A 12,581-nucleotide genomic window follows, 5' to 3' on the forward strand; every position below is an offset into this window, starting at 1 on the left:
TCGAAGCAGCGGTTAGATAACCCCAGCGTCTGAGTCGTCTGCTTGCGGGTCAGCCGCTCCCACAGGGCCAGCGCGGACCAATGGGAGCGGGTTTACCCGCGAACAAGACGCCACGGAGCAAGACCGTTGCTCGTACAGGCCCGAGATGGATCTGTCGGAAGGGCCCTGCGCTGTTACTCGACGACGGCGTTCTTGGCCAGGATGGCGTTGGCCAGGTCCATGTCGGTCGCTTGCATGCCAGGGTTGTCGGCGCGCACCTTACGGATCGCTGCCTCCAGGTATGGCCCACGGATGGCGCCTTCGCTGGCAACGAAGCTGCCGGCATCGTCCTGGGCGGCCACGACCATCTTGTGGTCTCGGGAGGTCAGGTAGCTCGACGCGGTGGTCGCGCCGGAAGTCATGACGTTACGCCAGAAGGTATCGGCCATGGCGGAGCCAACAGGCAGCGAGAGCAGGGCGGCGGCTGCGATGGCGGTTTTGAGACGCATGGTGCATTCACCTCGAGTGGTGAGGGTTGTGGGAGTGGCCGTTTGGATCGTGTCTGAGTGACGCAAGTTCCCTGAATACAAGGGAATTTTCCTCAGGAGCAGACCCTGAGCACCTCCGCCAGGCTGGTCTGCCCGGCGCTGATTTTCACCTCACCGCAGTGGCGCAGGTCCTGTAACCCTTCCGCCAGAGCCATCCGACGCAGGGCGGCCAGATCACTGTTGGAGCCGATGCTGGCGCGTAGCCCTTCGCTTGGGACCAACAGCTCGAACAGCCCCGTGCGGCCATGAAACCCCGTCCCCCGGCATGCACGACAGGCAAGACCGTCGAGGGCTGCCGTGCCCTGGCAGTCGCAGCAGAAGGTACGCACCAGACGCTGAGCCATGACGCCGAGCAGCGTGGCTTTGAGCAGGTAGTCCGCCACACCCAGCTCCTGCAGGCGGGTGATCGCGCTGCAGGTGTCGTCGGTGTGAAGGGTGGAAAGCACCAGGTGCCCCGTCAGGGCTGCCTGCACCGCGACCTGGGCGGTCTCGCGATCACGTATCTCACCGATCATGATGATGTCCGGGTCCTGGCGCAGCAGGGCGCGTACGCCATTGGCAAACCCCAGGTCGAGGCTTGGCTGGACCTGCAGCTGGTTGAACGCAGGTTCCAGGCGCTCGATGGGGTCTTCGATGGTGCACAGGTTGACCTGGGGTGTAGCCAGTTGACGTAGGCTGGCATAGAGCGTGCTGGTCTTGCCCGAGCCTGTGGGGCCTGTGACCAGGACGATGCCTTGGCGGTGGTTCAGCAGCCCTTGCCATTGGCGTAGCAAGTCGCCTTCCAGGCCCAGGTGGTGAAAGTCCTGGTGCGATTGCTGGGAGTCGAACAGCCGCAGTACCAGTTTTTCGCCGAAAGGCGTGGGCAAGGTGGACAGTCGCAGTTCCACGTCGCCACCGCCCGGCAGGCGGCTTTTCAGCCGGCCGTCCTGGGGGCGGCGCTTCTCTGCGACATCCATGCGCCCCAGGTGCTTGAGGCGGCTGACCAACGCCAGGATGACACCTGCCGGGAATGCATAGACCGTATGCAGCAAGCCATCTATGCGGTATCGCAGCTGGCCCTGTTCCCGGCGCGGTTCGAGGTGGATATCGCTGGCACGCTGTTCGATGGCGTACTGCAGCAGCCAGTCGACGATGTGCACGATGTGGGCGTCGTCGGCGCTGGCCTCGGTGTGGCGCTGGCCGAGCTCCAGCAGATGCTCCAGTTCGCCCAGGCCAGTAGTCTGCTGGCGCTGTGCGCCCTTGACCGAGTGGGCCAGGCGAACGAAGGTCTGGGCCAATTGGCGAACCTGCACGGGGCTGGCCAGGACGCGGCGGATCGGCTTGCCCAGGCTGCGGGCCAAGTCGGCCTCCCATTCGCACTGGTAGGGCTGGGCGCTGGCCACTGTGACGCAACTGTCATCCACGGCCACGGCAAGGATGCCGTGGCGCTGGGCGAAGGCCGGCGACATCAGGCCGCTGACCTGCTGCAGGTCGACGTGCAGCGGGTCTATGCGCATGAACGGTTGGCCGGCCCGGTTGGCGAGCCATTGGCAGAGGGTGTCCAGGTCCAGGCGTCGGTCGGAGTGGCGACGGTCTTGGAGGTCGAGGCTGGCGATGGTCTCCAGCGGATGCTGGTCTGGGTGGCGATGGGCCTGTTCGAGGACGCGTAGGGTGTCGCTGGCGTCCAGGTGCTGTTCGATGAGCAGGGCGTCTAGCAATCGACTCAGGTCGAGGGCGTGGGTGTCGTCGGTGTACATGGCGGCTTCCTTGCCAGGGTGGATCGGTCCCGGGGAAGGCTAGCCGGCATCGGGTCAAGGCGTCGGGGCAAAGAGTGTCTGGATCTTGCTCAGGAAAAGCCGAACGAGGCCAACACCATCTGGCAGCCCTCAACTTGCAGCCACCTCGGCCATCCGCGGCATGTTCTCAAGGCGCACTTCACCGACACACACCAGGTTGCGCAATTTCTGTGCAATGACTTCGGCCCGATGCCAGCTCAGGCCGTCCACACCCACTTCGATGTCCAGCAGATCGTCCTGCTGCTCCACATGAACGCTGTGCGGGGTGAGGAACTGCAATGCGAACAGATTGAGCACCCGGCACAGGCTGTCCGGTTCGACCTCGGCCTGCAGACGATAGCGTGCGGTGCAGTGAGCGGCGCTGGCGGCCCAGGTGTCGGTGCGTTGCGGGGTGTCGGGGCGTTCGAGTGCGTTCATGCCGGTCTCCATCGTCGAGGGAGACATTCTGGCAGGTCGAGGGGGGTATTTTTTCGCTATGATTCCAACGAATGGCCCCTTATGCAGCTATTTCTATTCGAATACGTGCGAAATGGAGAATTGTTCATGCAAAGCGAACTTGACGCTTACGATCGCCGCATCCTGGAGCTGTTACAAGAGGATGCGTCGCTGTCCAGCGCGCAGATCGCCGAGCGCATCGGCCTTTCCCAATCGCCGTGCTGGCGGCGCATACAGCGCTTGAAGGAAGAGGGGATCATTCGTGGCCAGGTGACCTTGCTCGACCGCAAGAAGGTTGGCCTCAACACGCAGATCTTCGCCGAGGTGAAGCTCAACGCCCATGGGCGTTCGAACTTCACCGAGTTCACCGAGGCGATCCGGGGCTTTCCGCAGGTGCTGGAGTGTTATGTGCTGATGGGATCGGTTGATTTCCTGCTGCGCATCGTCACGCCGGACATCGAAGCCTACGAACGGTTCTTCTTCGAGAAGTTGTCCAACGTGCCGGGGATCCAGGAGGTCAATTCGATCGTGGCCTTGTCCGAAATCAAGTCCACGACCAGCCTGCCATTGTCGAGGTGACGCACTCGCGAGTGAACCCCTTCTCACAGGGCTGCGCACAGCCTGCGGCGCACCTGTAGGAGCGGGTCCACCTGCGAACCAGACGACTCGGTATCAGGCCTTGAGCAGATGCTTCCAGCCGCGGCTCTGATCGATGGCGCGAGCCTGCTCGATTCGAGCCTCCAGCAGTTCATCGCTGATCGGCAGTTCCGCCAGCTCATGCAGTTTCTTCAGGTCGCCATACAACCGGTCCATCTGCGGCGCCTCGAGCACGTGGCGAGCATGGTGCAGCCAGGCCAGCAATTGCTCGATGCGCGGCAGTTGCTCGGCAAGGTCTTCCGGACGTTGGGCATACAGGGGCAACTTCAGTGAACGGCCTTCCTCGCCCAGCAGGTGCGCCAGCCAGCTGGTCAGGTGCGCTTTGCCCTGGCGCTCGCCCCGGCCGGCGCGATCGACGGTCCAGGTACGGGCCAGCAGCCAGCGCGAGGTTTCCAGGGAGAACTGGCCCCAGCGGGTATCTTCGAGCTCGTCGGCGAACTGCTCGGGGGCGGCGCGGCGGACGTCTTCGTCGTCATTGCCGGCCTGTACCAGCGGACGCCAGTCTTCCAGCAGGGCGTCCAGGCGCAGACGCAGGTCACGTGTGGTCGCGCGGGGGGCGGCCTGGCCCAGGGTGCTGACCAGCGCGCGCAGTTCGACCAGGCACTGCACCCAGTCCTGCAGCAGACGCCAGTGACCGCTGTGACGGTACTGTTCGGCCAGGCGCTGGCTGCTGCCGAGCAACTGCCAGGCCAGCGCCGCGAAGGCGTCATCCACCGAGGTTTCGGCTTCAAGCTCGGTGTTTGGCAAGCTCAGCTCATAGCTGTCGGGCTCGAGCAGGCGGTAGCCACGCTCGGCTTTGCTGATGTCGCAGGGCATCAGCGGCAGGCTGGCGGCCAGTTCGGCGGCCAGTTCCAGCAGCGCTTCAGGGGCACCTTCGCGCAGCTCCAGCTCCAGCTCGCAGATTTCTTCCTTGCGCTTGCCAGCGATGACGAAGCCCTGGTCAAGGGCGGCTTCGATCACCACCTTGGCTTTGCCGCGACCCCAGGCGATTTCGGCGAACTCGCGGGTGAAATCGGTGGTGAACAGCGGCTTGATGGTCTTTTTGTCCAGCCCCGCCAGTTGCTCTGGCCAGCAGGTGTCGTCGAGCTTCTTGAGGTCCAGCTTGACCTTGTCCAGGTGCCATTCGTGTTCGTTGCGCTCGGACAGCCCGGCCACGCTCTGGCCGCGGCACTTGAGGGTCTGGATGATGAGCTCGCCGTCCCGGCGCAGGCGCAGGGCGACTCGGGCGGCCGCGAGGTCGCGGTCCGGGGTGTCGAAGTACTGGTTGAGCAGTTCGCGGGTCTGCCAGCCGGACTTGTTGCGCTTCTTCAGCAGGGGGTGCTCGCGCAGGGCGGCAAGGGTCTCGCGGCTGGCGCGGAGCTTGAGTTCGGTTTCTTTGTGCATCGCAGACTCGAAGGAGGGGGCATCGTTGCCGTGCAGTCTACAGGAGTCGGCTCCCGGCTGTTGGGTCACGGTAGGTTCTTCGCGGGTTTACCCACGAAGAGGTCACCACAAGGTTGTTCCGAGGTCGGGATGCATTGCTATGATGGGCCTCGAGCCCGAGGAGAGCGCCTATGCCCCTGCCGTCGCTGAAAGACCAGTTCGCCGCCCTGATCGCCGCACCGTCGGTCAGTTGCACCCAGGCTGCGCTGGATCAGTCCAACCGCCAGGTCATCGACTTGCTGGCCGGCTGGCTAGGCGACCTTGGCTTTGCCTGCGAGATCCGCCAGGTGACGCCTGGCAAGTTCAACCTGCTGGCCAGCCGTGGTACGGGCCCCGGCGGCCTGGTGTTGGCCGGACACAGCGATACCGTGCCCTATGATCCGCAACTGTGGGCCAGCGATCCGCTCAAGCTGACCGAGGTCGATGGCCGCTGGGTGGGCTTGGGCAGTTGCGACATGAAGGGTTTCTTTGCGCTGGTCATCGAGGCCGTGCTGCCGCTGTTGGAACACGATTTCAAGCAACCATTGCTGATTCTTGCGACCTGCGACGAGGAAAGCTCCATGTCCGGCGCCCGCGCCCTGGCCGAGGCCGGTCAGCCCCTGGGCCGCGCGGCGGTGATCGGTGAGCCCACGGGCCTGCGGCCAATCCGCATGCACAAGGGCATCCTCATGGACCGTATCGACATCCTGGGACGCAGCGGCCATTCCTCGGACCCAAGCCTTGGGCACAGTGCCCTGGAGGCGATGCACGCGGTGATGGGCGAGCTGATGGGCCTGCGCCAGCAATGGCAGCAGGCCTACCGCAACCCGCAGTTCAGCGTGCCGACCCCGACGATGAACTTCGGCTGCATCCATGGCGGCGACAACCCTAATCGTATCTGCGGCCAATGTGCCCTGGAGTTCGACCTGCGTCCGCTGCCTGGCATGGATGTCGAACAGCTGCGCGCGGCGATCCGGGAAAAACTCGTGCCGGTGGCCGAACGCCACGAAGTGCGCATCGACTATGCACCGTTGTTTCCGGAAGTCCCGCCGTTCGAGCAGGCCGCCGACGCCGAGCTGGTGCAATTGGCCGAACGTCTGACCGGCCATCGCGCCGAGGCAGTGGCCTTTGGCACCGAAGCGCCTTATCTTCAGCAACTGGGCTGCCAGACCATCGTGCTGGGCCCGGGCGACATTGCCTGTGCCCACCAGCCGGGCGAATACCTTGAAATGTCACGTATCGAGCCTACCGTGCGTCTATTGCGTGACCTGATCCGGCACTATTGCCTGAGCTAGGGTCTGTATGAAATGTGTTCGCGCGCGAGTACAAGCGCATTCGAGCCCTGTTTCAACGCAGCATGGGCGAGAGCGGATACATTTCGTACAGCGCCTAAACGTCCATTGACCTGATTCGTCCCTGCCTAGAGGAGACCGCGCGTGACCGCAAGCCTGTTCCGACGATGATTTTGAACGCCGCCGTTTGTTCGCCGTTCTCCGTTCACTTATCCACAGGCCTTGTCATGCCCGATTACGTCAACTGGCTGCGCCATGCTTCTCCCTACATCAACGCTCATCGCGACTGCACCTTCGTGGTCATGCTCCCAGGCGATGGCGTGGAACACCCCAATTTCGGCAACATCGTCCATGACCTGGTGCTGCTGCACAGCCTCGGCGTGCGGTTGGTGCTGGTCCATGGCTCGCGCCCGCAAATCGAGAGCCGCCTGGCCGATCGCGGCCTGACGCCTCACTATCATCGCGGCATGCGCGTCACCGACGCGGCGACCCTGGACTGCGTGATCGATGCCGTCGGCGCCCTGCGCCTGGCTATCGAGGCGCGCCTGTCGATGGATATCGCGGCCTCGCCGATGCAGGGCTCGCGCCTGCGGGTGGCGTCGGGCAACCTGGTCACCGCCCGGCCGATCGGGGTGCTCGAAGGGGTCGACTATCACCACACCGGCGAGGTGCGGCGGATCGACCGCAAGGGCATCAACCGCCTGCTCGACGAGCGCTCCATCGTGTTGCTGTCGCCCCTGGGCTATTCGCCTACCGGCGAGATCTTCAACCTGGCCTGCGAAGACGTGGCGACCCGCGCCGCCATCGAGCTTGGCGCCGACAAACTGCTGCTGTTCGGTGCCGAGCCTGGATTGCTGGACGAGCACGGCAAGCTGGTGCGTGAACTACGTCCGCAGCAGGTGCCTGCCCATCTGTTGCGTTTGGGCAGCGACTATCAGGGCGAACTGCTCGATGCCGCCGCCGAAGCCTGCAAGGGCGGTGTGGCGCGCAGTCACATCGTCAGCTATGCCGAAGACGGCGCGCTGCTGACCGAGCTCTTCACGCGTGGCGGCGGGGGCACGCTGGTGTCCCAGGAGCAGTTCGAGGTGGTGCGTGAGGCGACCATCGACGATGTGGGCGGTTTGCTGGAGCTGATCAGTCCGCTGGAGGAGCAGGGGATTCTGGTGCGGCGCTCGCGTGAAGTGTTGGAGCGAGAGATCGAGCAGTTCAGCGTCGTCGAGCGCGAGGGCATGATCATCGCCTGCGCGGCGCTGTATCCGATCGCCGATTCCGATGCAGGGGAGCTGGCGTGCCTGGCGGTGAACCCTGAGTATCGTCATGGCGGGCGTGGTGACGAGTTGCTGGAGCGGATCGAGAGCCGGGCACGCCAGCAGGGCCTGAGCACCTTGTTCGTGCTCACCACCCGTACCGCGCATTGGTTCCGCGAGCGAGGTTTTGCGCCCAGCGGCGTGGAGCGGCTACCGGCGGCGCGGGCGTCGCTGTACAACTACCAGCGTAACTCGAAGATTTTCGAGAAGCCGCTTTGAGTCTGTGCTGAGCTCTTCGCGGAAACCCGCCCCCACGGGGACCTGCGTGGAACTCGCGCGTTGCCTTCGAGGGGGTGGGAGGACGGCCCCCGGAATGAAAAACGCCGCCCATTGGGGCGGCGTTTTCGTTTACACGGTATGCAGGTACCAGTTGTACTCGAGGTCGGAGATCGAGTGTTCGAACTCCTCCAGCTCGCTCTCCTTGCACGCGACGAAGATGTCGATGTACTTCGGATCGATGTACTTGTTCAGGATTTCGCTGTCGTCCAGCTCGCGCAGGGCATCGCGCAGGTTGTTCGGCAGGCTCTGCTCCAGCTGTTCGTACGAGTTGCCTTCGATCGGCTCACCCGGCTCGACCTTGTTGGTCAGGCCATGGTGCACACCGGCCAGCACGGCGGCCATCATCAGGTACGGGTTGGCGTCGGCACCGGCCACGCGGTGTTCGATGCGCACGGCGTCCGGCGAGCCGGTCGGCACGCGCAGGGCCACGGTACGGTTGTCCAGGCCCCAGCTCGGCGCATTCGGCACATAGAACTGCGCGCCGAAGCGACGGTACGAGTTGACGTTCGGGCACAGGAACGCCATGGACGCGGGCAGGGTCTCGAGCACACCGCCGACAGCGTGACGTAGCGCGGCGTTCTGCTCGGGATCCTCGCTGGTGAAGATGTTGTTGCCATCTTTGTCCAGCACGGAGATGTGTACATGCAGGCCATTGCCCGCCTGGCCCGGGTAGGGCTTGGCCATGAAGGTGGTGTCCATCTCATGGTCGTAGGCGATGTTCTTGATCAGGCGCTTGAGCAGTACGGCGTAGTCACAGGCCTTGAGCGGGTCGGCGACGTGATGCAGGTTGACTTCGAACTGTGCCGGGGCGCTTTCCTTGACGATGGCGTCGGCGGGAATGCCTTGCTCCTTGGCGCCTTCGAGGATGTCCTGCAGGCAATCGGCGTACTCGTCCAGGTCGTCGATCAGGTACACCTGGGTCGATTGCGGACGCTTGCCGGAGATCGGCGAGCGCGGCGGTTGTGGACGGCCGTTCACGTTTTCCTGGTCGATCAGGTAGAACTCGAGCTCGAAGGCTGCGCAGATCGTCAGGCCCATCTCGGTGAACTTGTTCACCACTTGGCGCAGGACCTCGCGCGGGTCGGCGAAGAACGGCTCGCCTTCCAGTTCGTGCATGGTCATCAGCAGTTGGGCGGTGGGGCGCTTCTGCCAGGGTTCGTTGGAGAGGGTGCCGGGGATCGGGTAGCAGATGCGGTCGGCATCGCCGATGTCCAGGCCGAGGCCGGTGCTTTCGACGGTGGAACCGTTGATATCCAGGGCGAAGAGGGAGGCGGGCAGGTTGATGCCTTTCTCGTAAACCTTGTGGAGGCTGGTGCGCTCGATGCGCTTGCCACGCACCACACCATTCATATCTGCAATCAGAAGGTCAACGTAGAGAACCTCAGGATGTTCCTTAAGGAACGCGTTCGCTTCGTTAAGCTGAACGGCACGCGGGGGTACCGACATGATGCAACACCTTTGTTGTTAAAAATATCAATCAAGGGGGGCTTGCAAGCCCAGTCAATCGGAAAGACCTGGCGAAGTCAAGCCAACCCCATGATGCCCCGAAATGGCACAGCAACGGCAGAAATGCTGCATCTGGGGGCAACTCATTATCCGCTATTTTGGCCCCAAAGGGCTATCGCAGGCTGAGCGTGGTTTATTTTTTACGGAGTGGTTGTGTAAAAAAATGAACAAGGCTAAGCTCGGACTCAACCCAGAACACAATAATACGAGGGTCACATGGTCCGCCTGCCGAGACCTGAAAGCGCTGCCTGCGCCGCGCACACAGGTATTCCCAGCATTCGCCGCGAAGGCATCGCACGCATCGAGTCCTGCGCGCGTGCTCTGCTCGCAATAATTGACGGCTGGTCAGGTCCATCCTCCGTTCGTAGCAGTTTCCTGCACGTCTTTTCGCTTCTCTGCCCTTTGTTTGTATCGCGGACACGCTTGTTTCGAGTGTATCTGCTGTCGTCTTGCGCGTGGGTTTTTGCTTTAGCCAAGCACTGCATCCAGAATCAAGGCGCGGGTCTGCCATGGCATTTGCGGCCAGGCAGCGTCCGTCTTGATCGACGCCAGGCGTCAGCGGCGCCCGACTATCATCAGCCGGGCCACATTACCTCCTGAGGTATTTATGAGTACCAACCTCGACCAGCTCACCGATTGGTTGAAAGAGCACAAGATCACCGAAGTGGAATGCCTGATCAGCGACCTGACCGGCATCACCCGCGGCAAGATTTCGCCGACCAACAAGTTCATCGCCGAAAAGGGCATGCGCCTGCCCGAGAGTGTCCTGCTGCAGACCGTGACCGGCGACTACGTCGACGACGACATCTATTACCAGCTGCTGGACCCGGCCGACATCGACATGATCTGCCGCCCCGACGAGAGCGCCGTGTTCCTCGTGCCATGGGCCATCGAGCCGACTGCCCAGGTCATCCACGACACTTACGACAAGAAGGGCAACCCGGTCGAGCTGTCGCCGCGCAACGTGCTCAAGAAGGTGCTGAAGCTGTACGCCGACAAAGGCTGGCAGCCGATCGTGGCGCCTGAGATGGAGTTCTACCTGACCAAGCGCAGCGAAGACCCGGACTTCCCGCTGCAACCGCCAGTGGGCCGCTCCGGTCGTCCGGAGACCGGGCGCCAGTCGTTCTCCATCGAGGCCGCCAACGAGTTCGACCCGTTGTTCGAGGACGTCTATGACTGGTGCGAACTGCAGCAACTGGACCTCGACACACTGATCCACGAAGACGGCACGGCGCAGATGGAGATCAACTTCCGTCACGGCAACGCCCTGCACCTGGCCGACCAGATCCTGGTGTTCAAGCGCACCATGCGCGAGGCGGCGCTCAAGCACAACGTGGCCGCGACCTTCATGGCCAAGCCCATGACCGGCGAGCCGGGCAGCGCCATGCACCTGCACCAGAGCGTGGTGGACGTGGCCACCGGAAAGAACATCTTCTCCAACGAGGACGGCAGCATGAGCGAGCTGTTCCTCAACCACATCGGCGGCCTGCAGAAGTTCATCCCTGAAGCGCTGCCGCTGTTCGCCCCCAACGTCAACTCGTTCCGCCGTTTCCTGCCGGACACCTCGGCACCGGTGAACGTCGAATGGGGCGAGGAGAACCGCACCGTTGGCCTGCGTGTGCCTGATGCGGGCCCGCAGAACCGCCGTGTGGAAAACCGTCTGCCAGGCGCCGACGCCAACCCTTACCTGGCCATTGCCGCAAGCTTGTTGTGCGGCTACATCGGCATGGTCGAGGGCATCGGCGCCAGCGCGCCGGTCCAGGGCCGAGGCTACGAGCGGCGCAACCTGCGCCTGCCGTTGACCATCGAGGATGCCTTGGAACGCATGGAAAACTGCCGCGCGCTGGAGCAGTACCTGGGCAAGAAATTCATCAGCGGCTACGTGGCCACCAAGCGGGCCGAGCACGAGAACTTCAAACGGGTAATCAGCTCCTGGGAACGTGAGTTCCTGCTGTTTGCCGTCTGATCAAAGTTGGGGCCGCTGGAGCGCGGCTGTCGGATAACGGAGAAGCACATGAGCGTCAACAACCCGCAAACCCGTGAATGGCAAACCTTGAGCGGTGAGCACCACCTGGCGCCTTTCAGCGACTACAAGCAGCTGAAGGAAAAAGGACCGCGCATCATCACCAAGGCCCAGGGCGTGCATTTGTGGGACAGCGAGGGTCACAAGATTCTCGACGGCATGGCCGGCCTGTGGTGCGTGGCTGTCGGTTATGGCCGTGAAGAGCTGGTACAGGCGGCGGAAAAACAGATGCGGGAGCTGCCGTACTACAACCTGTTCTTCCAGACCGCTCACCCGCCAGCCCTGGAGCTGGCCAAGGCGATCACCGACGTGGCGCCCAAGGGCATGACCCATGTGTTCTTCACCGGCTCCGGCTCCGAAGGCAACGACACCGTGCTGCGCATGGTCCGTCACTACTGGGCGCTCAAGGGCAAGCCTGGCAAGCAGACCATCATCGGCCGCATCAATGGCTACCACGGCTCCACTGTCGCCGGCGCAAGCCTGGGTGGCATGAGCGGCATGCACGAGCAGGGCGGCCTGCCGATCCCGGGCATCGTGCACATTCCACAGCCGTACTGGTTCGGTGAAGGCGGCGACATGACCCCGGATGAGTTCGGTGTATGGGCTGCCGAACAACTGGAAAAGAAAATCCTGGAAGTGGGCGAAGACAATGTCGCGGCGTTCATCGCCGAGCCGATCCAGGGTGCCGGCGGGGTAATCATTCCACCGGACACCTACTGGCCGAAGATCAAGGAGATCCTCGCCAAGTACGACATCTTGTTCGTCGCCGACGAGGTGATCTGCGGCTTCGGCCGTACCGGCGAGTGGTTTGGCTCGGACTACTACGGTCTGGAACCCGACCTGATGACCATCGCCAAGGGCCTGACCTCCGGTTACATCCCCATGGGTGGTGTGATCGTGCGTGACACCGTGGCCCAGGTTCTCAGCGAAGGCGGTGACTTCAACCACGGCTTCACCTACTCAGGCCACCCGGTGGCCGCTGCCGTGGGCCTGGAAAACCTGCGCATCCTGCGCGATGAGAAGATCGTCGAGCGCGCCAGGACCGAAACGGCACCTTATTTGCAAAAGCGTTTGCGTGAGCTGCAAGACCACCCGCTGGTGGGCGAGGTACGCGGTCTTGGCCTGCTCGGTGCGATCGAGCTGGTCAAGGACAAGGCGACCCGCACCCGTCACGAGGGCAAGGGCGTCGGCATGATCTGCCGTACGCACTGCTTCGAGAACGGGCTGGTGATGCGTGCGGTGGGCGACACCATGATCATCGCGCCACCCCTGGTGATCAGCCACGCGGAGATCGACGAGTTGATTGAAAAGGCGCGCAAGTGCCTGGATTTGACGTACGAAGCGATCAAGTGACGGTCTGCTAGGCTGGCAAAGCGACA

The 12,581-nt window shown here is 63.2% G+C and carries 10 protein-coding genes; 5 read left to right on the forward strand and 5 right to left on the reverse strand.

What is annotated here, in order from left to right; translation table 11 throughout:
* Positions 1 to 173: 173 nt before the first annotated feature.
* The 3 genes from ABOA88_RS09615 to ABOA88_RS09625 form a co-directional block, all read right to left on the reverse strand.
* On the reverse strand, positions 174 to 488 hold the full coding sequence (locus tag ABOA88_RS09615) for a DUF2388 domain-containing protein (protein WP_196170690.1): 315 nt from the start codon (positions 486 to 488) through the stop codon (positions 174 to 176).
* A 92-nt stretch (positions 489 to 580) separates the two neighbouring features.
* Positions 581 to 2,263, reverse strand: coding sequence for a GspE/PulE family protein (locus ABOA88_RS09620; protein ID WP_367851492.1), 1,683 nt, complete (start codon positions 2,261 to 2,263; stop codon positions 581 to 583).
* A 129-nt stretch (positions 2,264 to 2,392) separates the two neighbouring features.
* The gene (locus ABOA88_RS09625) at positions 2,393 to 2,719 is read right to left on the reverse strand and encodes a hypothetical protein (protein WP_367851493.1); all 327 of its coding nucleotides are present in this window, start codon (positions 2,717 to 2,719) and stop codon (positions 2,393 to 2,395) included.
* Between the two features lie 126 nt (positions 2,720 to 2,845).
* On the opposite strand from ABOA88_RS09625, the gene ABOA88_RS09630 reads away from it, so the two are divergent.
* Complete coding sequence (locus ABOA88_RS09630; protein WP_196170687.1) at positions 2,846 to 3,316, forward strand: Lrp/AsnC family transcriptional regulator; 471 nt, start codon at positions 2,846 to 2,848, stop codon at positions 3,314 to 3,316.
* Between the two features lie 93 nt (positions 3,317 to 3,409).
* Here the strand turns inward: ABOA88_RS09630 and ABOA88_RS09635 are convergent, their stop codons facing one another.
* Positions 3,410 to 4,777: a CYTH domain-containing protein gene (locus ABOA88_RS09635; RefSeq protein ID WP_367851494.1), complete on the reverse strand. Its 1,368-nt coding sequence runs from the start codon at positions 4,775 to 4,777 to the stop codon at positions 3,410 to 3,412.
* Between the two features lie 170 nt (positions 4,778 to 4,947).
* On the opposite strand from ABOA88_RS09635, the gene argE reads away from it, so the two are divergent.
* Entirely contained in the window at positions 4,948 to 6,090 is a 1,143-nt protein-coding gene (gene argE, locus ABOA88_RS09640) for an acetylornithine deacetylase (RefSeq protein ID WP_196170685.1), read from the forward strand.
* 224 nt (positions 6,091 to 6,314) lie between these two features.
* Positions 6,315 to 7,613, forward strand: coding sequence for an amino-acid N-acetyltransferase (argA, locus tag ABOA88_RS09645; RefSeq protein WP_196170684.1), 1,299 nt, complete (start codon positions 6,315 to 6,317; stop codon positions 7,611 to 7,613).
* Between the two features lie 129 nt (positions 7,614 to 7,742).
* Here the strand turns inward: argA and ABOA88_RS09650 are convergent, their stop codons facing one another.
* Positions 7,743 to 9,119, reverse strand: a complete 1,377-nt coding sequence (locus tag ABOA88_RS09650) for a glutamine synthetase family protein (protein WP_196170683.1) — start codon at positions 9,117 to 9,119, stop codon at positions 7,743 to 7,745.
* A gap of 667 nt (positions 9,120 to 9,786) precedes the next feature.
* Here ABOA88_RS09650 and ABOA88_RS09655 point away from each other — a divergent pair.
* Together ABOA88_RS09655 and ABOA88_RS09660 are read left to right on the forward strand one after the other, a co-directional pair.
* Positions 9,787 to 11,145 (forward strand): glutamine synthetase family protein, encoded by a 1,359-nt coding sequence (locus tag ABOA88_RS09655; RefSeq protein ID WP_043211541.1) that lies wholly within the window; start codon positions 9,787 to 9,789, stop codon positions 11,143 to 11,145.
* A gap of 48 nt (positions 11,146 to 11,193) precedes the next feature.
* A complete protein-coding gene (locus ABOA88_RS09660; protein WP_196170682.1) occupies positions 11,194 to 12,555 on the forward strand; it encodes an aspartate aminotransferase family protein in 1,362 nt (453 codons plus the stop codon).
* The last annotated feature ends 26 nt before the right edge of the window (positions 12,556 to 12,581 follow it).

Source organism: Pseudomonas sp. PKS (assembly GCF_051913525.1).
GTDB classification, from domain to species: Bacteria; Pseudomonadota; Gammaproteobacteria; order Pseudomonadales; family Pseudomonadaceae; genus Aquipseudomonas; species Aquipseudomonas guariconensis_D.

Coding starts and splice junctions, on each gene's coding strand:
- ABOA88_RS09615 (WP_196170690.1), bottom strand. CDS start 488: ATGCGTCTCAAAACCGCCATCGCAGCCGCCGCCCTGCTCTCGCTGCCT.
- ABOA88_RS09620 (WP_367851492.1), bottom strand. CDS start 2,263: ATGTACACCGACGACACCCACGCCCTCGACCTGAGTCGATTGCTAGAC.
- ABOA88_RS09625 (WP_367851493.1), bottom strand. CDS start 2,719: ATGAACGCACTCGAACGCCCCGACACCCCGCAACGCACCGACACCTGG.
- ABOA88_RS09630 (WP_196170687.1), top strand. CDS start 2,846: ATGCAAAGCGAACTTGACGCTTACGATCGCCGCATCCTGGAGCTGTTA.
- ABOA88_RS09635 (WP_367851494.1), bottom strand. CDS start 4,777: ATGCACAAAGAAACCGAACTCAAGCTCCGCGCCAGCCGCGAGACCCTT.
- argE (WP_196170685.1), top strand. CDS start 4,948: ATGCCCCTGCCGTCGCTGAAAGACCAGTTCGCCGCCCTGATCGCCGCA.
- argA (WP_196170684.1), top strand. CDS start 6,315: ATGCCCGATTACGTCAACTGGCTGCGCCATGCTTCTCCCTACATCAAC.
- ABOA88_RS09650 (WP_196170683.1), bottom strand. CDS start 9,119: ATGTCGGTACCCCCGCGTGCCGTTCAGCTTAACGAAGCGAACGCGTTC.
- ABOA88_RS09655 (WP_043211541.1), top strand. CDS start 9,787: ATGAGTACCAACCTCGACCAGCTCACCGATTGGTTGAAAGAGCACAAG.
- ABOA88_RS09660 (WP_196170682.1), top strand. CDS start 11,194: ATGAGCGTCAACAACCCGCAAACCCGTGAATGGCAAACCTTGAGCGGT.